This window comes from Mycobacterium sp. KBS0706, assembly GCF_005938675.2.
In the GTDB taxonomy this organism is placed as follows: Bacteria; Pseudomonadota; Alphaproteobacteria; order DSM-16000; family Inquilinaceae; genus Inquilinus.
In genome coordinates this window covers 1-20,069 of record NZ_VCCH02000118.1, presented here as the reverse complement: position 1 = coordinate 20,069, position 20,069 = coordinate 1, and the positions used below count along the sequence as shown (strand labels likewise).

The following is a 20,069-nucleotide window of genomic DNA, read 5'->3' as shown; positions in this document are numbered from 1 at the left end:
CCGCCGATCTGCGCTTCCGCCAGAAGGCCAGCCTGCTGCGCATCGCCGGCACCGCGGATTTCTGCGAGGATCTGCTGGCGAACGGGCAGCAGGTTGCGGTCTCCGTCGCCTTCCTGGAAACCAGCGCCTTGCTGGTCGAGACACTGCGCAGCCGCGGCTGGTCGGTCGGCGAGATCAACGGCACGCAGTCGGGCGAGGCCAACGAGGCCACCCGCATCGCCTTCCAGACCGGCCGGCTGGACGCCGTGTTGTTCACGGTGACGGAATCGATCTCGCTGCATCGCGGCGAGCTGCCGGGCGGCGAGCGCGACCGCTCGCTGGTGGTGCACGACATGCGCCACAGCGCCATCCAGCTGCAGCAGATCGAGGGGCGCTGCCACCGCGACGGCGAGCGCGCGGTGATCTACTACGCCTATGCCGAGGCCACGGTGGAGGAGACTGTGGCCGCCACGGCGATCGCCCGCATGGCCTCGATGGAGGCCATGGCCGGCGACGATACCGCGCTGCTCGACGCCATCGCCGCCGTGGTCGAGACCGCGGCGCTGCGGCGCGACGCGGCCTGACGCCCCTGTTGTGAGAATGCCCTGATGAACGCCGACGATGTGCTGAAGCGCTACAAGGACGAGGATCTGCCCGATTTTGTCGGCATCGACCTGTCCGACGTGAACCAGGCCGGGATCTTCGGCGATGCCCCGATCCATGTCGCGGCGATCCGCGGCCGGACCGACGAGATCACCGCGCTGCTGAACGGCGGCGCCGATGCGAATGCGTCGGGCGAGCTCGGCAACACCCCGCTGCATGAAGCCGTGATGCAGAACCGGATCGAGGCCGCAAAGCTGCTGCTGGACCGCGGCGCCGATCCGCAGCGGCGGAACCATTTCGGGGGCACGCCGCTGGATACGGCTCGCGCCCGCCAGAACCGGCGCCTGATCCGGCTGCTGGAGGGCGGCGGCCCGGCCCGCCGCCGGTGACTACCAGAGGTTCTTACCGTCGATCACCTGGACCGGCACCGAATCCAGGTCGAAATCGTCGAGCAGACGGGCGTTGATGCTGACCTTGGGGTTGCCGAAATCCGGCTGGCCGGTGCTGAAGTCCGGCGTCTCGGTATAGGTGGTGCAGCCGCAGATGGCGCAGTGATGGTGATGGATGGTGTAGCTGCCCCACTGATAGGTCGACACCCGGTCGCGCGCCGTCGTCAGCTTGAAGTCGGCGGCAGGATAGTAGCGCCACAGCGCGCCGCGCTTGGAACAGAAGGAGCAGGTGCAGCGCGTCACGCTCTCCGGCGCCACCGGCACCTCGAACTGCGTGGCGCCGCAGTGGCAGCGTCCCTTGACCGTCATGGCGTTTCCCCCTCTCGAGCCGGTGAGTCCCGGCGCGTGAGTGTGGCCGAGATCGGGTGGACTACGCCACCGCCGGACGAGCCTCGGGCGGCGGCATGACAGCCCCCGCGCCGATGACATCGGTCAGCGCGGCCACCGCGTCGACCATGCGGTCCGTCGCCTCGAGCAGGGCCAAGATCACCGGCCGATCCGGCTCGGGCTGGCGCGTCGGGTCGAGCAGTTCGGCCAACGTCCGGTGCCGTGCCGCCAGGTCCGACGGAATCACCGGAGCCCGGTGCTCGCGCAAGGCGGAGGCCAGCTCGCCCAGGGCGGCCGTGAGGGTGTGGCCGAAGGCCCCGATCACGGCATGCTTCGCCAGCGCCGCCGGGCTGTGGTCGTGCAGCGCGCTCTCCAGCGCCATGCCGGCACGCAGGATGCGGTTGGCGTTGGCGAAAACCGACTCGGCCCGCGCCGGCTGGCCGGCATCGGCCGGCTCGACCCGCAGCCGCTCGACCGAGGCCTGGGCGTTGACCCGGGCGGCGCGGGCGGCCGTGCGGGCCTCGGCCTGGACCCTCGCATCGGTACCGAGCAGCGCCGCCAGATAGGCGGCATAGGCGTCGAGCATGGCGGCGATGACCGGCCGCTCCCGCCCCCGCTCCCAGGTCGGCCACAGCAGATAGGCGGCCAGCGCCAGCAGGCTGGCCAGCACGGTGGCGACGCCGCGGTCCAGCAGCGTGTGCCCCGCCGGCTGCCCCGCCAGGCCCAGCAGCAGCACCACCACGGCGGTCAGCAGCGACACCGCCAGGCCGTAATGCACCGGCACCAGGTAGCGGAAGCCGAAATAGAGCGGCGCGATCAGCAGCGCCTGGGCCAACGGATGGTCGGCCACCAGATAGATGACGGCGGTGGCCACCAGCAGCCCGGCCAGGGTGCCGAACATGCGCAGCAGGCCGAAGCTGACAGTGCCGCCGAAATCCGGCTTCAGCACGATCACCACGGTCATGGCGATCCAGTAGAACTGCGGCAGGCCGATGGCGCGCCCCAGCGCCTCCGCCGCGACGACGCAGACGGTCAGGCGCAGCGCGTGGCGGAAGGCCGCGGAGGACAGAGACAGGTTGGCGCGCAGCGTCGCCAGCGGCGCGCCGGGGCGCAGCGCCGCCGGCTGCAGGGCGTCACGCTCCGCCGCCCGCAGGTCGCCACGGGCGCCGGCCTCGGCCGAGTTGCGGATCGCGGCACGCAGCGCGCCGGCCAGGCCGATCGCCCGCGCCTCCGCCAGATGCAGGCGGGAGCGCAGTAGCGGGTCATGCGCCGCATGGCGGGCTTCCCGCAGGCCGGCCAGCGCGGCTTCGAAGCCGTTCAGCGCCGCCCCGCCCTTCATCGGCCGGCCCTGGCGCAGCGCCATGCCGAGGCCGCGCAGCACCACCGCCGCCTGGCGCATCACCGCCGGCAGCGCCGGATCGTCGACCTGCCCGCGCAGGTCGGACAGGGCCAGCAGCTCGAGCCGGATGCGCTCGGCCAGGCCCAGCAGCACCCGGAACGCCTCGACCCCGCGAATCCTGGCGGCGTTGCTGCGGCCCAGAAGCTGCTGCGCCTCGCCCAGGGAATCGGCGAGCGGCATGAACTCCGTGTCCTCCGGCATCGCCCGCGCGATCTCCGACAGCATGCGATAGACCGAGGCCAGCGCGTCGCGTTCCGGCTGGTAGATCCGCAGCGGCCAGGCGGCGACGGAGAACAGCGTCGCCAGCAGGCCGCCGGCGAAGAACAGACCGGACGCGGCCCAGGGGTCGAAGCCGTGGCCGGCGGTGCCGGCGGTCACCACCAGCACGATCAGGATCGCGGTGCCGCCCTGCATCGCCACCGGGCCGAGTGCCACCAGCATGGCCAGCAGGAAGGCGGAGACGGCGAGCACCGGCAGGAAGGGCAGCCAATGGGTGCCGAGCGAGAAGCCGGCCAGCGCCGCGAGGCCGGCGCCGAGCGAGATCAGCAGCATGCGGCGCAGGCGCAGCGCATGCGGCCCCGGGGCATCCGAGGTGACGACGTTGAGCGCGCCGCCGGCCACGGCGAGGCCGACATCGGTCTGGCCGGACAGCAGGCCGAGGATCACGGGCAGCGCCACGGCCAGCGCGTTGCGCAGTGCCACCGGCCAGGGAATGGTGGCGCGGTTCCATTGCACCAGCGCCATCAGCAGCGGTGATCGCCGGCGGGGTGCCGCCCCCGTCACCGCCATGCCGCCCGCCATCCTCGAACGATCATCCACCCGCCTTCATCGATTCGTCCCCGGGCCATGATGCCCGTCGATGCTTCACGGCGTCGACCATCGATCCGGCCCCGGCAGACATCGATTCTTCATGCGCACGCAACAGATCCGTCATCCCCGCTCCCTATCATCCGCGCGCCGCGAGACGCAGTGGAACCGGATACCGGCCGCAGCACCGAAGCTCGCATTTTCGACACATCCGATTGCCGCCGCTCGTCGGGCCGCCCCACGCGCGGGTGCTTTGCGATGACATGCGGCGTGATCGGCAGCAGCAAAGGAGCCGACAGTGCGGGTGATCCAGATCAGCGATACGCATCTCAGCCCCGGCAAGAGCCATTTCGCGCCGAACTGGGCGCCGCTGGCGGAGTGGCTGCAGGCCGCGCGGCCGGACCTGGTGGTCCACACCGGCGACCTCAGCGTCGACGGGGCGGATGTCGAGGCCGATCTGGAGCATTGCGCCGCGCTGTTGCGCACCCTGCCCTTCCCGGTGCTGACGGTGCCCGGCAACCACGATGTCGGCGACCTGCCCGGGACCCGCCAACCGGCGAACCAGGAGCGGCTGGAGCGCTGGCGCCGCATCGTCGGGCCGGACCGCTGGGTGCACGACCAGCCCGGCTGGCGCCTGATCGGGCTGAACAGCCAGATCATCGGCAGCGGCGACGCGGAGGAGTCGGCGCAATTCGCCTGGCTCGAGGACGTGCTGGAGGCCAGCGAGGGCCGCGGCGTCGTGGTCTTCACCCACAAACCGATCTTCGTCGACCGGCCGGATGAGGGCGACACCGGCTACTGGAGCATCCGCCCGGCGCCGCGCCGCCGGCTGCTGGAGCTGTTCGAGAGGTACGGCGTGGCCCTGGTCGCCAGCGGCCATCTGCACCGCGCCTGGACCGGCGCCCATCTCGGCACGCGCTATGTCTGGGGCCCGTCCTCCGGCTTCGTCGTCGGGCCGATGGAGCGCGACATGCCGGGCGACCGTATCCTCGGCGCCGTGATCCACACGCTGGATGAGACGGTGTCGAGCGAGATCGTGGAGCTGCCGGAGCTGCAGCCCTTGGTGATCGACGACGTGATCCACGAGGTCTATCCGCGCCACCAACCGGTCGAGGCCGCCTCGTGACCGGGCTGGCGCTGCGCCGTGTCAGCAAGGCCTTCGGCGGCAACCGCATCCTGCAGGACGTCACCATCGAGGCCGCGCCGGGCGAGTTCATCGCCCTGGTCGGCCCGTCCGGCTGCGGCAAGACCACCCTGCTGCGCATCGCCGCCGGGCTGGAGCATGCCGACACCGGAACGGTGCAGCTGGGCGACCGCGACATCACCGCGCTGCGGCCGGCGGCGCGCGACATCGCCATGGTGTTCCAGTCCTACGCCCTGTACCCGCACCTGACCGCCGGCCAGAACATCGCCGTGCCATTGGCGATGCGGCGGCTGTCGACCGCCCAGCGCCTGCCCTTCATCGGCAACCTGATGCCCGGCCAGCGGGCTCTGCGGGCGGAGATCCAGACCCAGGTCCGCGACACCGCGGCCAGCCTGCGGATCGACCACCTGCTCGACCGCAAGCCGGGCCAGATGTCGGGCGGCCAGCGCCAGCGCGTGGCCCTGGCCCGCGCCCTGGTGCGCCGGCCCGCCGCCTTCCTGATGGACGAGCCGCTGTCGAACCTGGACGCCAACCTCCGGGTCCACACCCGCGGCGAGATCGTCGAGCTGCATCGCCGCGCCGGCGTCACCACGCTCTATGTCACCCATGACCAGTCCGAGGCGCTGAGCATGGCCGACCGGGTTGCGGTGATGATGGGCGGAAGGCTGCTGCAGCTGGACAGTCCGGCGAAGATCTATGCCGACCCGGCACATGTCGAGGTGGCGCAGTTCATCGGCAGCCCGCGCATCAACCTGCTGCAAGCGGTGCTGGATGACACACGCGCCGCCCGCATCGGCGGCCGGGTCCTGGTCGACGGCGTCGAGGCCGCGCCCGGCACCGCGGTGACGCTGGGCGTGCGGCCGGAGGCGCCGCGCTTCCTGATGCCGGGCCAGCCCGGCCTGGCGGCGACCGTGCGCCGGCTCGAGTTCCTGGGCTCCGAGCTGCTGGTGTTCCTGACCCTGGCCGACGGGGCGGAGCTGGTCGCCAAGACCGCCCCGGCCCTGGCGGCCGGGCTGGCGCCGGGCGCCGCGGCGACCCTGGCGGTCGACGCAGCCGACATCCTGGTCTTCGGCCCCGAGGGCGGCCGCGTGCCGGTGGCAACCGCGACGCTGCGGATCGCCGCCCATGGCTGAGCTGGCCTTCGATGACGGCACCGCCCGCCGGGTCGCCCGGGCCGCGGCGCGGGCGGAGGGCCTGGCCGCCTGGCGCCTGTCCGCCCCGGCGGTGCTGCTGCTGGCGGTGCTGATCCTGGCCCCAACCCTGGCGGTGCTGGGCTTCAGCCTGACCGATTACGAGCTGGGCTATGACGGCATCACATTCATCGGCCTCGACAACTATGCCGAGCTGCTGGGCGACCGCACCTTCCTGATCTCGCTGAAGAACACCGCGGTCTACACCGCGATCGTCACCCCGGCCTCGGTGCTGCTGGGGCTGGGCGTCGCCCTGCTGATCGAGGCGGAGACGCGCGGCAAGGCGCTGTTCCGAACCATCTACTTCCTGCCCGTCGCCTCGCTGCTCGTCGCCATGGCCACGGTCTGGCAGTACCTGCTGCACCCCAGCATCGGCCCGGTGAACGAGATGCTGCGGCTGGTCGGCCTCCCCGGCCCGAACTGGCTGGGCGACAGCAAGACCGTGCTGCTGAGCCTGGCGCTGATCGGCGTGTGGCAGTCGGTCGGCTTCAACATGGTGCTGTTCCTGGCCGGGCTGACCGCGATCCCGCGCGAGCTCTACGCCGCCGCCGAGATCGACGGCGCCGCTGGCGCCTGGGAGCGGTTCCGGCTGGTCACCTGGCCGATGCTGGGGCCGACCACGCTGTTCGTCATCACCATCAGCGTGGTCAACGCGGTGAAGGTGTTCGAGACCGTCGGCACCCTGACCCAGGGCGGCCCGAACAAGGCGTCGGAGGTCCTGCTGTGGACCATCTACCAGGAGGGCTTCGTCTATCTCCGGGTCGGCTACGCTTCGGCGATGACGGTGGTGTTCCTGGCCGTGCTGGTGGTGCTGATGCTGCTGCAGTACCGGGTGCTCGACCGCCGGGTGCATTACGCATGACCGCCTGGCCTCCCCTTCGGGTCGTCCGCCTGGCCCTGCTGTCGCTCGGCGCGCTGGTCTTCGTCGCGCCCTATCTGTGGATGCTGTCGGTCTCGCTGAAGCCACAGGACGAGATCTTCTCCTCCTCGCTGTCGCTGCTGCCGCACCGCTGGGCGCTGGTCGAGAACTTCACCAAGGCGCTGACCCGGGTGCCGATGGCGCAGATCCTGCTGAACGGCGTCATCGTCTGCGGCCTGATCCTGGTGCTGCAGGTGGTCGTGGCCGTGCCCTGCGCCTATGCCATGGCCAAGCTGCGCTTCCGCGGATCGCAGGCCATGGTGACGATGATCATGCTGGGCCTACTGGTGCCGATCCACGCCATCGCGCTGCCGATCTATGTGGCGCTGTCGGCCACCGGCACGCTGAACAGCTATGTCGCCCTGGTGGCGCCCTTCACCATCTCGGTGTTCGGCATCTTCCTGTTCCTGCAGTTCTTCCGGGCGATGCCGGACGATTTGATCGCCGCGGCGCGGCTGGACGGGATGTCGGAGCTGGCGATCGTCTGGCGCGTCATCGTGCCGAACGCCTGGCCAGCGATCACCGCCTTCGCGATCTTCTCGGTCGTCGCCCATTGGAACGATCTGTTCTGGCCACTGATCGTGGTCAGCGACACCCGCATGGCGACGCCGCCGCTGGGCCTTCTGTTCTTCCGTGCCGCCGAGGCCGGCGACGACTACGGCGCTCTGATGGCGGCGACAGTGATCGTCACCCTGCCGCTGGTCGCCGCCTTCCTGGCCGCCCAGCGCCGCTTCATCGAAGGCATCACCCTGACCGGGCTGAAGGGCTGACCCGGTCGCGTTTCTTCCAGAGAGGGGCAATCCGTGAAACTGATCCGAACCGCGCTGGCGGGCATCGCGCTGGCAGCGAGCCTGGCCGGCGCAGCCCAGGCCGAGACGACCCTGACCGTCCACTACCCGATGCCGGGCTTCTTCAAGGACGTGATGGACACGATCTCGCAGAAGTTCATGGCCGAGCATCCGGACGTGAAGATCGTCTTCGCCAGCCCCTCGCCGACCTATGAGGACGGGCTGCAGCTGATCCTGCGCCAAGCCGGCACGGCGGAGATGCCGGACATCACCTTCATCGGCCTGAACCGGCTGCGGGTGGTGGCGGAGCGCGGCATCTCGGTCGACCTCAAGCCCTTCGTCGAGACCGACGGCCACATGGCCGAGCAGGGCTTCAGCGACCACATCCTGGGGCTGGCGCAGTTCGGCGGGCAGCAGGCGGGCCTGGCCTTCGCCACCTCGAACCCGATCATGTATCTCAATGCCGACCTGGTGCGGAAGGCCGGCGGCAACCCGGACAACCCGCCGAAGACCTGGGACGAGGTGCTGGCGCTGGGCGCCAAGATCAAGGCGCTGGGCGACGGCGTCGACGGCATCGACTTCCGCTGGCAGGGCGACGACTGGATGTTCAGCGCCCTCCTGTTCGGCGCCGGCGGCGAGATCCTGTCGGCCGACGAGAAGAAGGTCGCCTTCGACGGCCAGGAAGGCCTGGCCGCCTTCACCCTGGTCCAGCGCATGGTGACCGAGGGCGGCATGCCGGTCTTCACCAAGTCGGCCGGCGAGCAGGCCTTCGTCGCCGGCAAAGTTGGCCTCGAATTCCAGACCACCGGCGCGCTGCGCAACACCATCAAGAATGTCGGCGACAAGTTCGAGCTGCGCACCGCGCCGATCCCGCTGCTGGACCCGGTCAAGGGCCAGCTGCCGACCGGCGGCAATGCCGCGGTGATGCTGACCCGAGACCCGGCCAAGCAGCAGGCGGCCTGGGACTTCATCAAATTCGCCGCCGGGCCCTACGGCGCCTCGGTGGTGGTGCCCGGCACCGGCTATGTCCCGAACAACGAGCTGGCGGCCAAGTCGCCCGAATATCTCGGCGACTTCTACGCCAAGAACCCGCTGTTCCGCGCCGGGCTGGAGCAGATGCCGAAGATGCGGCCCTGGTACGCCTTCCCCGGCAGCAACGGCGTCAAGGTGACCCAGACCATCGTCGACAACCTGTCCCGCGTGGTCGAGCAGAGCGCGACGCCGGAGGAGGCCCTGGCCGACGCCGCCGACGAGGTGCAGAAGCTGCTGCCGCGGCACTGAATCGTCGCTACATAGGGAGAGGGCCGGGCAGCCGTCCGGCCCTCTCCGTTTTCGGGATCAGTGCCATGTCCGCCGACGATATCGCCTGGAGAGTCGAGGAAGCCTGCCAGAACGCCTGGCCGTCGCCTCGGCAGGTGCTGCTGTGCGGTTGGCTGCTGCGCGCCTCCGGCGGCGCCACGCGCCGGACCAACTCGGTCAATCCGCTGCGCGGCGGCCCGCGCGACCCGGGTGGCATCATCGCCACGACGGAAGGGATCTATCGCGGCCTCGGCCAGCCGTCCCGGTTCCGGGTGCCTTCGATCGCTGCAGGCATGGACGCGCCGCTGCAGCGCGCTGGCTATGCCGCCGCGGGCGAGACCACCACGCTGCTGGCGGACCTGGCCGACCATCGGCCGCGGGACTGCGTCCATATCGAGATGTCGGACCAGCCGGACGAGGAGTGGCTCGCACTGCGATCGGCTCCGACCGACCCGATCTTCGGCTTGATGGTCGATAGCATCGTGCTGCCGAAGACCTTCGCCGCCTGCCGGATCGACGGCCAAGTGGTGGCGACGGCCTACGGCGTCGTGCACGACCGGTTGCTGGTGGTCGAATCCGTGGTTACCCATCCCGACCATCGCCAGCGCGGCTACGGGGCGCGGACGGTGGGCCATCTGATGGATTGGGCCCTGACCCAGGGCGCCGGCGGCGCCTGCCTGCAGGTGGTGGCCGACAATGCGCCGGCCCTGGCGCTCTACGCGTCGCTCGGCTTCCGGACCGAGCTGTACCGCTATCACTACCGCAGCAAGGACACGGCCGGCTGATCCGCCGGCCGTTCCTCGCTTCAGATCCTGGCGGCGAGCTCCGCCAGCTGGTCGGCGCAGATGCCCCAGCCCTCGTGGAAGCCCATCTTCTCATGCGCCTCGCGGTCGGCCACGGTCCAGTGCAGGGCGCGGGCCGTGTAGCGGGTCTTTCCGCCCTCGTCCTCGAAGGTGATGATGCCGGTGAAGAACGGCTTCTCCGATGGCTCCCAGGCGTTGGTGTAGGCGTCGGTGAAAACAAGGCGCTCGTTCTTGACGATCTCGAGATAGACGCCGCGGTTGGGGAACTCGGTGCCGTCCGGGCCGCGCATCACGATCAGGTTGGATCCGCCCGGCCGCAGATCGACCTCGATCACCGGGGTGGTCCAGGGCCGCGGCGTGAACCACTGCTTCATCAGCTCGGGCTCGGTCCAGGCGCGGAACAGCTTTTCGCGCGGCGCGTCGATCAGGCGGGTCAGGACGAGCTCGCGGTCGGAGGTGGGGGTGGCGCTCACAGGGGGCTCCTGGTTTGAACCTTTGATGCCCCAAGGACGGTCCCCCGCCCGGAGTTCCGACACGGCCCCGAAAAATTATCCGACCGGGGTCAGCCGGCGGCGCGGACCGCCAGGAAGGCCTCGCGCAGCCGTTCGACGACCGTCGGGCCGGGGCGCCGGCGCGGCTGGCCGAGATGGGCGCTGCGGAGGTCGTCCATGAACTCGTCCCACAGCGCCGGCCCGCCCTCCTCCAGCAGTTGAGCGCGGATCGACAGGTCGGGAGTGGCCGGCGTGTGGCGGCGGCCCCAGGCGCCCATATGGGCCAGCAGGGGCACCAGCTGGATCGCCTTCTCGGTCAGGCTGTAGATCGCCTTCTGCTTGTGGCTCTCGTCGCCGGTGCGGGTCAGGAACCCGGCCTCGGTCAGCCGCTTCAGCCGGTCGGCCAGGATGTTGGAGGCGATGCCCTCGTCCGACTGGGTCAGCAGCTCACGGAAATGCCGCCGGTCGCCGAACATGATGTCGCGGATCACCAGCAGGCTCCAGCGGTCGCCCAGGGCCTCGAGGGTAAGATTGATCGGACAGCCGGATCGGGGTTCGCTTGTCATGTCGCGGTTGCTCCATCTCCGATTGCAATATGCAATCGGATTGGGCAGACTGCAACCGGTTGTAATCTGAAATCGCCCCCGCCTATGGCACCAGCACGACCTTGCCGGTGCTCCTACGATCCTCCAGAGCCCGATGCGCCTCGGCGGCCTGGTCCAGGCCATAGCGCCCACCCACCGTGGCAGTCAGCGCGCCGGCCTCAGCCAGGGCGAACAGCTCCGCCAGGTCGGCCCGCAGGCCTTCGGGCGTCAGCAGCGGCAGCAGGGCGAAGCCCTTCAGGGACTGGTTCCGGAGGATCATCCCCTCCAACTCGGCAGCGTCGAGCTCGAACCGGCCGAGAGCGCCGAACACCAGCTCGCCAGCCGGCGCCAGGGCCTCGAGGCAGGCTTTGGTCGCGGCACCGCCGACCGTGTCGTAGACGATGTCGACCCCGATCTCGCCGGTGGCATCGCGGACCAGGGCGGCCCAACCCGGTTCATCGTAATCGACACCGAGATCCGCCCCGAGGCTGCAGGCGACATCCAGCTTCTCTCGCCCACCGGCGACCGCGATCACCCGCGCTGCACCGGCGCGCCGGGCCATCTGCAATAGCAGCGACCCGACGCCGCCGGCCGCGGCCGTGACCAGCACGGTCCGGCCGTGTGGCGGGCTGCGTCGCACCAGGTGCAGCGCCGTCAGACCCTGCACCAGCAGCACCACGGCGTGCTCGAAGGACAGGCCTTCGGGCAGCTTCACGACGGAAGCGGCGTCGACGGCGAGATATTCGGCATAGCCGCCGGCGGGGCGGCCGATGGCAAACATCGGCACGGCCACTCGCGCACCGCGCAACGCGGCATCGACGCCCTGCCCGACCGCCTCGACCTCCCCCGCCATCTCGACGCCCGGGGCCATCGGCAGCTCGGGCGTCACCGCATAGAGATTCCGGCGCATGAGGGTCTCGAAATAATTCACCCCGGCAGCCCGCATCCGGACCAGCACCTCGCCGGGACCGGGTTGCGGGGTCGGTCGCTCGACCGTCTCGAGCACCTCGGGGCCGCCGAAGCGGCTGAATTGAACGGCTTTCATGGCCTCACCTGGCGTTGGACAGCGTGAGGTGCCATTTGCCAGTATGCCGGCTGGCGGCTCTACAAACCCTTTCGTTCCATACTGACCAGAAGGTGACCATGGCGGAGGCGATCAAGCGGCTGCCGGTGTTGCCGGTGGAGCGCGCCTTCAAGGTGGTCGGCGGCCGCTGGAAGGCGGTCATCCTCTATCACCTGTTCGACGGCCCCCGGCGGCTGTCGCAGCTTAAGCGGTCATTGCCCGAGATCAGCCAGAAGATGCTGATCCAGCAGCTGCGTGAGATGGAGGAGCACGGCCTGGTGCACCGCGAGATCTTCCGCCAGGTGCCGCCACGGGTGGATTATTCGGCCACGGCGCTGGGGTTGAGCCTGGAGCCGGTGCTGCGCGCCCTGTGCGACTGGGGCCAGCGCCACGCCGCCGCGCTGGTCGAGTTGGACCGCTTGGCGGAATGCCGCCTGCGGCCTGCGCAAACCATGGACGCGGCGCCCGCAGCCTAATCCGCCGGCAACGCCCCACGCTCCAGATGCGAGCTGAGAACGATGTAGCTGCGCGTGCCCTGGACGCCGGGGATGTCGTAGATCACCCGCAGCAGGTCCTCCAGCGCCTGGGCGTCCTGGGTCCGCACCTTCAGCATGACGCAGGTGTCGCCGGTGACGGTGTGGATCTCCTCCACATCGGGCAGTTGCGCCAGATCGAGCATCTCCTGGCTCTTGCCCCAGCCGGTCGTGTTGACATGGATGAAGGCGAGGATCGGCTTGCCCAGCTTGCGCCCGTCCAGCGCCGCGACCGTGGCCTTGATCACCCCGTCGCGCTTCAGCCGCTTCACCCGCTCATGCACCGCCGGCGGCGACAGGTTCAGCGCCCGGCCGAGTTCGGCGTAGCTCAGCGTCGCATCGGTCGCGACCAGCCCTAACAGCTTTCGGTCGACGGCGTCGACGGAGGGGGCCTCGGCGGGCCGGCGCCGAACCGCTTTCGTATTTTCGATGATCATGAGAATCGCCCTTCAGGACCGAACCAGGTTCGGCGATTATTGCCTCATGCCCGAACGTCATCAATATCAGAGCGCTGTCTCGCTGCAGACCGCGATCCTGACCGCCGGCATCGCCGTGGTCGGTTCGAACTCGCTGGTGCTGAGCCCGATCCTGGGCGACGTCGCCGCGGCGATGGCGGCGACGCCGGTGGCCGTGTCGCGCGCCATTGCCGCCTATGGCGGGGCGACCGCGCTGTCGGCTTTCCTGCTGGCGCCGCAGATCGACCGCATCGGTCCGCGCCGGGCGCTGCTCGGCGGCATGGTCGGGCTGGCGGCGGCGACTTTGCTTTCCGCCCTCGCGATGCATTGGCTGATGCTGGCCGCGGCCCAGGCGCTGGCCGGGCTCGGCGCCGGGGTGATCCTGCCCTCGATCTACACCCTGGCAACGACCATCGCGCCGCCGGGCCGGGAATCGCGGGTGCTGGGCCGGGTGCTGACCGGCTGGTCGATCTCCATGGTCGCCGGAGTGCCGGCCGCCGCCCTGGTCGCCGAGACGCTGGGCTGGCGCGCCGTCTTCCTGGTGCTGGCCGGGCTGGCCGGGCTGGCCCTGGCCGGCATCGCCCGGCTGCCGGCGCCGCCATCACGCGACCGGGGTGCCAGGCCAGGATTCGTAGCCCTGGTCGCCCCCCTTGCCTATCCCGGCGTACCGGCGCTGCTGGCGATCTGCCTCGGCTTCATGGCCGCCTTCTACGGCGTCTACGCCTTCATCGGCGACCAAGTCCGGGCCGAGCTCGGCCTCACCGCCGGCCAGGCCGGGCTGATCGTGCTGACCTATGGCGTTGGCTTCGGCGCCGCCAGCCTGGGCGACGGGCTGGTCGATCGGCTGGGGCCGCGCCGGCTGTTCCCGCTGGTGCTGCTGGCGGTGGCGGTGATCTACGCGCTGATGCTGCCGGCGACGCACAGCTTCGTCGCGATCGCGACGCTGACCGGGCTGTGGGGCTTCGCCAACCATTTCGGGCTGAACATCCTGGTGCTGCTGCTGTCCCAGGTGAAGCCCGAGGCGCGCGGCGCCGTGCTGGGGCTGAACAGCGCCGTCACCTATCTCGGTACCCTGATCGGCACCGGCCTTGCCGGGATCGGCTACGCCGCCGCCGGCTTCCCGCCGCTGGCGACGGGCGCAGCCATTGCGTGCGTCACCGCCGCCCTGATCGCCGCCACGGCGCTGCGACCGCGGCGGATCACCGGCCCTGCGGCATCCTGACCTGCGTTACGCACGCAACGCAGCGGCCTCTTTCCCGAACAGACTGGAAGGACCAGTTCTGGTCCTCCCTGAGCGGGATGGCCCCGCGGAGGTACAGGATGCCGAGACTCGCGGGGCTGGCAACGGCCGTTCCCCGACATGTGATCACCCAGGACGAAGCGCGTGAGGGCGCCCGGCGCGTCTTCGCGGCGCGGCCGGACCTGTTCGAGCGCATGGCGCCGATCTATGACTCCGCCGGCATAGACACTCGCCGTTCCGCCGTGCCGCTGGACTGGTATTTCGCTCCGCACGACTGGCACGACCGCAGCGCCGTGTTCATGGACACCGCGCTCGACCTGCTCGAGGATTCGGCCCGACGCTGCCTGGACGAGGCCGGCATCGGTGCCGACGAGGTCGACGCCATCGTCACCATCTGCTCGACCGGCATCGCCACGCCCAGCCTCGACGCGCGGCTGATGGAGCGGCTGCCGTTCCGGCCGGACACGGCGCGGCTGCCGGTGTTCGGCCTGGGCTGCGCCGGCGGCGTGCTGGGCCTGGCCCGCGCCACGGCGTTGTCGCGCGCGCTCAACGGCACCGTGCTGCTGCTGGTGGTGGAGCTGTGCGGCCCGACCTTCCGCCGCGGCGACCTGACCAAGAGCAACGTCGTGGCCACCGCGCTGTTCGGCGACGGCGCCGCCGCGGCGCTGATCCGGCCGGAGGACGGGGTGCCGGCCCTGGGCCCGACCGGCGAGCACCGCTGGCCCGGCACGCTGGACGTGATGGGCTGGTCGGTCGAGGCCGACGGGCTCGGCGTGATCTTCTCGCGCGACATCCCCACCCTGGTGCGCCGCGACCTGCGGCCGGCGGCGGAGGCCTTCCTGGCCCGGCACGGGCTCGGCCTCGGCGACCTCTCCGGCTTCGTGTTCCACCCGGGCGGCACCAAGGTGGTCGAGGCCTTGCGCGACGCCTTCGACCTGCCGGACACCGCGATGGCGGCCGAACGGGCGGTGCTGCGCCGCTATGGCAACATGTCGGCGGTGACGGTGCTGTTCGTGCTGGCGGAAAAGCGTCGGCAGATGGCCGGGCGCTGGCTGCTGAGTGCGCTGGGCCCCGGCTTCTGCGCCGGCTTCGCCGTGCTGGACTGCGGCTGATGCTGGGCTGGGCACAAGGGCTGGCGCTGCTGGTGGCGGCGCAGCGTCTGGGCGAGCTGGTCTATGCCCGCCGCAACGAGGCGCGTCTGCGCGACCGCGGTGCGGTCGAGAGCGGCGCCGGCCACTATCCGCTGTTCATCCTGCTGCACGGCGCCTGGCTGCTGGCGGTGTTCCTGCTGATCCCGACCGACCGAATCCCGTCCTGGCCGCTGATCGCCCTGTTCCTGCTGTTGCAGGCCGCGCGGGTCTGGGTGGTGGCGGCGCTGGGACCATATTGGACCACGCGGGTGCTCAGCCTGCCCGGCGCGCCGCTGGTGCGCCGCGGCCCCTATCGCTGGGTGCGGCACCCCAACTACCTGATCGTGACGGCGGAGATCGCGGTGCTGCCCCTGGCCTTCGGCGCCTGGTGGATCGCGATCGCCTTCTCGCTCGCCAACGCCCTGCTGCTGCGCCATCGCATCGGGGTCGAGGAACGGGCTCTGGCCGAACGGGGCTGAGGCGGGACGACGCAGCCGGCGGAACGTTCCGCCGGCCCGATGGTTCGGTTCGTCAGGCGCCATCGACAACAGCATTCCGGAGCCATGGCCGAGGCATCCCTCCGCAGCCATCAGCAATACTTTCCCGCCCTTACCGCGCTGCGTGGCATCGCCGCGCTCTGCGTCGTGCTGTTCCACTATTCGGTCGGGTCTTTCCCGAATCTGCATCTGACCGACACGACCTTCTTCGTCGGCAAGAGCTACCTCTTCGTCGACCTGTTCTTTGTGCTGAGCGGCTTCATCCTGATGCATGTCTACGGCCGCAGCTTCGCCGATGGGCCGTCCAAGGCGACGCTGGGCCCGTTCCTGCGGGCCCGGCTGGCGCGGCTGTACCCGCTGCATCTCGTCCTCCTGGGCGGCTTCGTGCTGCTGGAGCTGGTCAAGCTGGCGGTCGATCGCTCCGGCCTCGACGCCTTCGGCGGCAGCCACACCCTCGCCACCCTGCCGGGCAGCCTGCTGCTGCTGAACGCGGCGGGCGTCTACGACACCATCACCTGGAACGGGCCGTCCTGGTCGATCAGCGCCGAATGGATCGTCGGCCTCGCCTTCCCGCTGCTGGTGCCCCTCGTCGCCCGGCTGCGCCCGTCCGGGCTGCTGCTGCTCTACGCAGCGACCCTGGCTGGCTTTGCCCTGCTGTCCGGCGGGCCGCAGCACGACCTCGACCTGACCAGTGACTGGGGCGTGCCGCGCTGCTTCCTCGGCTTCACCGGCGGCATGGTCCTCTATCGCGTCTGGCAGGACGGCGCCCCGGGCTGGATGGCGACCGACATCGCGGCGCTGACCGCAACGGCCGGTATCGTCCTGGCCATGCACCTGAACATGCGCGGCGTCTTCGTGATGCCGCTGTTCGGCCTGCTGATCCTCTGCCTGGCGCAGAACACGGCACGAGTGGGCCGGGCCCTCGGCACCCGACCGATGATCTTCCTCGGCGAGATCTCCTACGCCGTCTACCTAGCGCAGATCCTGCTGCTCGACAGCGTGCATCTGGGCTGGCGCCTGGCCACCGGCCATGAGATCGAGGATGCTGGCTTCTCCGTCCTGCAGTCACTGGGCATCATTGCCCTGATGGTCGCGGTGCTGCTGCCGCTCTCCATCCTGCTCCATCGCCGGGTCGAAGTTCCGGCCCGCGGCTGGTTGCGACGGATCGGCGCGCCGCGCCCGCTGCGCCCCGCTTTCCAGCGGCCGGGCTGAGGCTGCAGATCGGCTCTGGCGGGCGCGGCCCGCCGGCCTTATCCTGGCGCGCCTCACGAACGAGACACCTCCGTGCCTGCCAACGACGCCCGCCCCCTCGACGGGATCGATCTCCTCGCGGTCGCCCCGGCCGCCCTGCGCGCCGAGCTGCAGAAGCAATGCCGCTGGCAGCGCTTCGCGCCGCATGAGCAGATCATCGACCGCAACGACGATCCCGACCACGTCTACTTCCTGGTCGAAGGCAAGGTCCGGGTGGTGATCTATTCCGCCTCCGGCCGCGAGATCACCTTCGACGACCTGGCGGCGGGGGCCTGCTTCGGCGAGCTTTCGGCGCTGGACCGGGAGCCGCGCTCGGCCAACGTCATGGCGCTGACCGAGGCGACCGTCGCAGCCCTGCCCACCGCCGTCTTCCGCACCGCCGTGACCGAGCACCCGGCCCTGGCGCTGGCGATCATGGTGCATCTGGTCGGCGTGCTCCGCCGGGCCAATGAGCGGATCATGGATCTGAGCACGGTCGGCGCCAACAACCGGGTGCATGCCGAGCTGCTGCGCCTGGCGACGCACGGGGCGCAACCGGACGGCAGCGCGACGATCCGGCCGATCCCGGTGCATTCCGACATCGCCAGCCGGGTCAGCACCACGCGCGAGACCGTGGCGCGGGTGCTGAGCGACCTCGCCAAATCGGGCATCGTCATCCGCGCCGCCGATCACCTGCAGGTCGCCGATCTGAGCCGGCTGGAGCGGCTGGTGGAGGAAGTCCGTGGCGAATGGTGACGGCGCCGGCAGCGGTGGGGGCCTGAATCGCTGGACCACGCTGAAGGTCAAGCCGGTCTACGAGAACCCCTGGATCAAGGTCGACGAGCACGACGTGCTGACCCCGGCGGGCACGCCCGGGATCTACGGCGTGATCACCTACAAGAACCTGGCGATCGGGGTGGTGCCGATCGACGACCGCGGCCGGGTCACCCTGGTCGGGCAGTACCGCTACGCCCCAAGCCTCTACAGCTGGGAGATCCCGGAGGGCGGCGGCGATCCGCAGTTGCCGCCGGTGCTGTCGGCCCAGCGCGAGCTGCGTGAGGAGACCGGGCTGGAGGCAGCGCATTGGCACGACCTCCTGACCATGCACCTGTCGAACAGCGTCTCGACCGAGATCGCGCATCTGTTCGTCGCCTGGGGCCTGACCCAGGGCGAGGCCGAGCCGGAGGAGACGGAGGACCTGGCCCTGCGCACGGTGCCGCTGGCGGAGGCCTTCGCCATGGCCGCGGACGGCCGGATCACCGATTCGCTGACCGTCGGCGCCCTGCTGCGGCTGCAGGTGATGCTGCTGAGCGGCACCCTGCCTTCGGGCCTGGCGGAGATCCTGCAGCGGGCCGGATGACTCGCCGGCAACCGAAGCATCAAGGAAGCATCATCGTCCTGTCACGATCCCGGCCCTAGGGTCGCGCCCTCCGAAGATGCGAGGACGATCGATGATCCGCATGACCGCTGTTCCAGCCCTGCTTCTTGCCGTCGGCCTGCTGTCGGCCCCGGCCTGGGCCGACGAGCCGAAGCCGTATCCGGTCGAGGCCGTCGCCTCGTTCCCTGTGCCGGAGGCCCGGCAGGCGGTGGCGGTGGATGCCGACTCCTTCTACGCGATCGACAGCCGGGCGATCGCCCGCTACGACAAGAAGACCGGCGCCCGGATCGCCGCCTGGACCGAAGCCAAGGGCGGGCCGGTCATCCATCTCGACAGCGGCGTGGTGGTCGACGGCAAGCTCTACACCGCCCATTCCAACTATCCGGAATGGCCGATGACCAGCTCGGTCGAGATCTGGGACGCGGCGACGCTGAAGCATGTCGGCACGCACAGCTTCGGCATCGATCGGGGCTCGCTGACCTGGGTCGACTACCACGACGGGGCCTGGTGGGGCGGCTTCGCCAACTACAACCGGGTGTTCGACCGCAGCCCGCTCGCCTATGGCAACAAGTACAACACCCAGATCGTCCGCTTCGACGCCGATTGGCGCGTCGCCGAGGCCTGGGTGCTGCCGCCCGAGCTGCTGGAGAAGTTCGGCGACATGAGCAACTCCGGCGCCTCCTGGGGACCGGACGGGCAGCTCTGGATCACCGGCCATGACGACCCGGAGGTCTATGCCCTGGCGCTGCCGGAGGCGGGCTCGGTGCTGCGCTGGGTCGGCATCGCGCCGCTCGACATCGCCGGCCAGGGCGTCGCCTGGGACCGCACGCAGCAGGGCGTGATCTGGGGCGTGGTGCGCGACAAGGAGAAGGGCGAGAACCGCGTCACCGCCGCACGGGTACAACTGCCATAGCGGGACGCACCGCCATCCGGCTACCACGCCCGGCGCTGGCCCATGACCTGCATCGGGCCGACCGGGCGCGGCGCTCGTTCCGCCCGCGGCGAGTGGCTGAACAGCGAGCGGTAGCATTTGGCGAAATGCGAGGCCGAGGCGAAGCCGCAGGCCACCGCCACCTCCAGGATCGGCATCGAGGTCTGCGCCAGCAGGATCTGGGCGTGCTTCAGCCGCGCCTCGAGATAATACTGCGACGGCGTGCAGTTCAGATAGATCCGGAACAGCCGCTCGAGCTGCCGGGTCGACAGACCGGCGGCCCGCGCCAGCGCCGCCCGCGGCAGCGGCTCCGCCAGATTGGCCTCGATCTCGGCGATCGCGGCCAAGAGCTTGGGATGGCTGACGCCCAGCCGCTCGCGCAGCTCCATCCGCTGCGGCGCGTGGCCCTGGCGTGGGCGGGCATGCAGGAACTGCTCCGCCACCTGGTTGGCCAGTTCGACGCCATGGGCCTGGGCGATCAGGTAGTGGGTCATGTCCAGCGACGCCGTGCCCCCGGCCGAGGTGAAGCGGTCGCGGTCGATCTCGAACAGCCGCCCGGTGACGTCGAGCCGCGGGAAGGTCTCGGTGAAGGCGCTGAGATTCTCCCAATGGATGGTGCAGCGATAGCCGTCGAGCAGGCCGGCCCAGGCCAGGTGATAGGTCCCGGTCGAGACCGCGCCGAGTCGTGACCCGCGCCGCGCCATCCGCCGCAGCCAGGCCAGGATGCGGTCGTCGCGGCCGTCCTGCGGATCCAGCCCGGCGACCACGACCACCATGGTGAAGGAATCGTCCGGCCCGATTGCGCCCTGCGCCATCAGCACGCCGTCGTT

23 protein-coding genes are annotated in these 20,069 nt (G+C 70.4%); 16 read left to right on the top strand and 7 right to left on the bottom strand.

Annotated features, from left to right (window positions below):
- Both FFK22_RS36390 and FFK22_RS36385 read left to right on the top strand, forming a co-directional pair.
- The coding region (locus FFK22_RS36390; protein ID WP_221939121.1) for a hypothetical protein at positions 1-563 on the top strand (563 nt) is incomplete at its 5' end.
- Between the two features lie 24 nt (positions 564-587).
- The gene (locus FFK22_RS36385) at positions 588-971 is read left to right on the top strand and encodes an ankyrin repeat domain-containing protein (protein ID WP_138887779.1); all 384 of its coding nucleotides are present in this window, start codon (positions 588-590) and stop codon (positions 969-971) included.
- Here the strand turns inward: FFK22_RS36385 and FFK22_RS36380 are convergent, their stop codons facing one another.
- Positions 972-1,340 carry a GFA family protein gene (locus tag FFK22_RS36380; RefSeq protein WP_138887780.1) on the bottom strand — a complete coding sequence of 123 codons (369 nt, stop codon included), beginning with the start codon at positions 1,338-1,340 and terminating at the stop codon, positions 972-974. It abuts the gene before it with no gap.
- 61 nt (positions 1,341-1,401) lie between these two features.
- A complete protein-coding gene (locus tag FFK22_RS36375) occupies positions 1,402-3,546 on the bottom strand; it encodes an FUSC family protein (protein ID WP_138887781.1) in 2,145 nt (714 codons plus the stop codon).
- A 316-nt stretch (positions 3,547-3,862) separates the two neighbouring features.
- Here FFK22_RS36375 and FFK22_RS36370 point away from each other — a divergent pair, with 316 nt between their 5' ends.
- The 6 genes from FFK22_RS36370 (at position 3,863) to FFK22_RS36345 (ending at position 9,689) form a co-directional block, all read left to right on the top strand.
- Positions 3,863-4,690: a metallophosphoesterase gene (locus FFK22_RS36370; protein WP_138887782.1), complete on the top strand. Its 828-nt coding sequence runs from the start codon at positions 3,863-3,865 to the stop codon at positions 4,688-4,690.
- Positions 4,687-5,841: an ABC transporter ATP-binding protein gene (locus FFK22_RS36365; protein WP_138887783.1), complete on the top strand. Its 1,155-nt coding sequence runs from the start codon at positions 4,687-4,689 to the stop codon at positions 5,839-5,841. Before FFK22_RS36370 ends, FFK22_RS36365 begins: the two co-directional genes overlap by 4 nt.
- Positions 5,834-6,760 (top strand): carbohydrate ABC transporter permease, encoded by a 927-nt coding sequence (locus FFK22_RS36360; RefSeq protein WP_138887784.1) that lies wholly within the window; start codon positions 5,834-5,836, stop codon positions 6,758-6,760. The genes FFK22_RS36365 and FFK22_RS36360 overlap by 8 nt, the downstream gene beginning before the upstream one ends.
- Positions 6,757-7,587, top strand: coding sequence for a carbohydrate ABC transporter permease (locus FFK22_RS36355; RefSeq protein ID WP_138887785.1), 831 nt, complete (start codon positions 6,757-6,759; stop codon positions 7,585-7,587). Before FFK22_RS36360 ends, FFK22_RS36355 begins: the two co-directional genes overlap by 4 nt.
- Positions 7,588-7,620: 33 nt before the next feature.
- Positions 7,621-8,886, top strand: coding sequence for an ABC transporter substrate-binding protein (locus tag FFK22_RS36350; protein ID WP_186002855.1), 1,266 nt, complete (start codon positions 7,621-7,623; stop codon positions 8,884-8,886).
- Between the two features lie 65 nt (positions 8,887-8,951).
- Positions 8,952-9,689 carry a GNAT family N-acetyltransferase gene (locus FFK22_RS36345; RefSeq protein WP_138887786.1) on the top strand — a complete coding sequence of 246 codons (738 nt, stop codon included), beginning with the start codon at positions 8,952-8,954 and terminating at the stop codon, positions 9,687-9,689.
- Positions 9,690-9,709: 20 nt separating this feature from the next.
- Here the strand turns inward: FFK22_RS36345 and FFK22_RS36340 are convergent, their stop codons facing one another.
- The 3 genes from FFK22_RS36340 to FFK22_RS36330 all read right to left on the bottom strand — a co-directional run bounded on the left by FFK22_RS36340 (position 9,710) and on the right by FFK22_RS36330 (position 11,827).
- Positions 9,710-10,180, bottom strand: coding sequence for an SRPBCC family protein (locus FFK22_RS36340; RefSeq protein WP_138887787.1), 471 nt, complete (start codon positions 10,178-10,180; stop codon positions 9,710-9,712).
- Between the two features lie 89 nt (positions 10,181-10,269).
- On the bottom strand, positions 10,270-10,764 hold the full coding sequence (locus tag FFK22_RS36335; RefSeq protein ID WP_138887788.1) for a helix-turn-helix domain-containing protein: 495 nt from the start codon (positions 10,762-10,764) through the stop codon (positions 10,270-10,272).
- Between the two features lie 82 nt (positions 10,765-10,846).
- A complete protein-coding gene (locus tag FFK22_RS36330; protein WP_138887789.1) occupies positions 10,847-11,827 on the bottom strand; it encodes a zinc-binding dehydrogenase in 981 nt (326 codons plus the stop codon).
- Positions 11,828-11,925: 98 nt separating this feature from the next.
- Between FFK22_RS36330 and FFK22_RS36325 the strand changes: the two genes are divergently transcribed.
- Positions 11,926-12,321, top strand: a complete 396-nt coding sequence (locus FFK22_RS36325) for a helix-turn-helix domain-containing protein (RefSeq protein WP_138887790.1) — start codon at positions 11,926-11,928, stop codon at positions 12,319-12,321.
- On the opposite strand, the gene FFK22_RS36320 is transcribed toward FFK22_RS36325, so the two are convergent.
- Complete coding sequence (locus tag FFK22_RS36320) at positions 12,318-12,815, bottom strand: Lrp/AsnC family transcriptional regulator (protein WP_138887791.1); 498 nt, start codon at positions 12,813-12,815, stop codon at positions 12,318-12,320. The genes FFK22_RS36325 and FFK22_RS36320 overlap by 4 nt on opposite strands.
- 46 nt (positions 12,816-12,861) lie before the next feature.
- Here FFK22_RS36320 and FFK22_RS36315 point away from each other — a divergent pair, with 46 nt between their 5' ends.
- From FFK22_RS36315 to FFK22_RS36285, 7 genes are all read left to right on the top strand, one after another.
- Positions 12,862-14,055: an MFS transporter gene (locus FFK22_RS36315; protein WP_186002854.1), complete on the top strand. Its 1,194-nt coding sequence runs from the start codon at positions 12,862-12,864 to the stop codon at positions 14,053-14,055.
- A 98-nt stretch (positions 14,056-14,153) separates the two neighbouring features.
- Positions 14,154-15,185 (top strand): type III polyketide synthase, encoded by a 1,032-nt coding sequence (locus FFK22_RS36310; protein ID WP_138887793.1) that lies wholly within the window; start codon positions 14,154-14,156, stop codon positions 15,183-15,185.
- Entirely contained in the window at positions 15,185-15,682 is a 498-nt protein-coding gene (locus FFK22_RS36305) for an isoprenylcysteine carboxyl methyltransferase family protein (protein WP_138887794.1), read from the top strand. Before FFK22_RS36310 ends, FFK22_RS36305 begins: the two co-directional genes overlap by 1 nt.
- An 84-nt stretch (positions 15,683-15,766) precedes the next feature.
- Positions 15,767-16,912 (top strand): acyltransferase, encoded by a 1,146-nt coding sequence (locus FFK22_RS36300; RefSeq protein ID WP_186002853.1) that lies wholly within the window; start codon positions 15,767-15,769, stop codon positions 16,910-16,912.
- 72 nt (positions 16,913-16,984) lie between these two features.
- Positions 16,985-17,686, top strand: coding sequence for a Crp/Fnr family transcriptional regulator (locus FFK22_RS36295; protein WP_138887796.1), 702 nt, complete (start codon positions 16,985-16,987; stop codon positions 17,684-17,686).
- Positions 17,673-18,290 (top strand): NUDIX hydrolase, encoded by a 618-nt coding sequence (locus FFK22_RS36290; RefSeq protein WP_221939120.1) that lies wholly within the window; start codon positions 17,673-17,675, stop codon positions 18,288-18,290. The genes FFK22_RS36295 and FFK22_RS36290 overlap by 14 nt, the downstream gene beginning before the upstream one ends.
- A 100-nt stretch (positions 18,291-18,390) precedes the next feature.
- Positions 18,391-19,221, top strand: a complete 831-nt coding sequence (locus FFK22_RS36285) for a hypothetical protein (RefSeq protein WP_221939119.1) — start codon at positions 18,391-18,393, stop codon at positions 19,219-19,221.
- A 20-nt stretch (positions 19,222-19,241) separates the two neighbouring features.
- Here the strand turns inward: FFK22_RS36285 and FFK22_RS36280 are convergent.
- Positions 19,242-20,069: GlxA family transcriptional regulator (locus FFK22_RS36280; protein ID WP_143956920.1), on the bottom strand; the 828-nt coding region annotated here is incomplete at its 5' end.

Excerpts from the sequence above, each read along its gene's own strand:
- FFK22_RS36385 (WP_138887779.1), top strand. The coding sequence starts at position 588 with ATGAACGCCGACGATGTGCTGAAGCGCTACAAGGACGAGGATCTGCCC.
- FFK22_RS36380 (WP_138887780.1), bottom strand. The coding sequence starts at position 1,340 with ATGACGGTCAAGGGACGCTGCCACTGCGGCGCCACGCAGTTCGAGGTG.
- FFK22_RS36375 (WP_138887781.1), bottom strand. The coding sequence starts at position 3,546 with ATGGCGGTGACGGGGGCGGCACCCCGCCGGCGATCACCGCTGCTGATG.
- FFK22_RS36360 (WP_138887784.1), top strand. The coding sequence starts at position 5,834 with ATGGCTGAGCTGGCCTTCGATGACGGCACCGCCCGCCGGGTCGCCCGG.
- FFK22_RS36355 (WP_138887785.1), top strand. The coding sequence starts at position 6,757 with ATGACCGCCTGGCCTCCCCTTCGGGTCGTCCGCCTGGCCCTGCTGTCG.
- FFK22_RS36345 (WP_138887786.1), top strand. The coding sequence starts at position 8,952 with ATGTCCGCCGACGATATCGCCTGGAGAGTCGAGGAAGCCTGCCAGAAC.
- FFK22_RS36335 (WP_138887788.1), bottom strand. The coding sequence starts at position 10,764 with ATGACAAGCGAACCCCGATCCGGCTGTCCGATCAATCTTACCCTCGAG.
- FFK22_RS36330 (WP_138887789.1), bottom strand. The coding sequence starts at position 11,827 with ATGAAAGCCGTTCAATTCAGCCGCTTCGGCGGCCCCGAGGTGCTCGAG.
- FFK22_RS36325 (WP_138887790.1), top strand. The coding sequence starts at position 11,926 with ATGGCGGAGGCGATCAAGCGGCTGCCGGTGTTGCCGGTGGAGCGCGCC.
- FFK22_RS36320 (WP_138887791.1), bottom strand. The coding sequence starts at position 12,815 with ATGATCATCGAAAATACGAAAGCGGTTCGGCGCCGGCCCGCCGAGGCC.
- FFK22_RS36315 (WP_186002854.1), top strand. The coding sequence starts at position 12,862 with ATGCCCGAACGTCATCAATATCAGAGCGCTGTCTCGCTGCAGACCGCG.
- FFK22_RS36310 (WP_138887793.1), top strand. The coding sequence starts at position 14,154 with ATGCCGAGACTCGCGGGGCTGGCAACGGCCGTTCCCCGACATGTGATC.
- FFK22_RS36305 (WP_138887794.1), top strand. The coding sequence starts at position 15,185 with ATGCTGGGCTGGGCACAAGGGCTGGCGCTGCTGGTGGCGGCGCAGCGT.
- FFK22_RS36300 (WP_186002853.1), top strand. The coding sequence starts at position 15,767 with ATGGCCGAGGCATCCCTCCGCAGCCATCAGCAATACTTTCCCGCCCTT.
- FFK22_RS36285 (WP_221939119.1), top strand. The coding sequence starts at position 18,391 with ATGACCGCTGTTCCAGCCCTGCTTCTTGCCGTCGGCCTGCTGTCGGCC.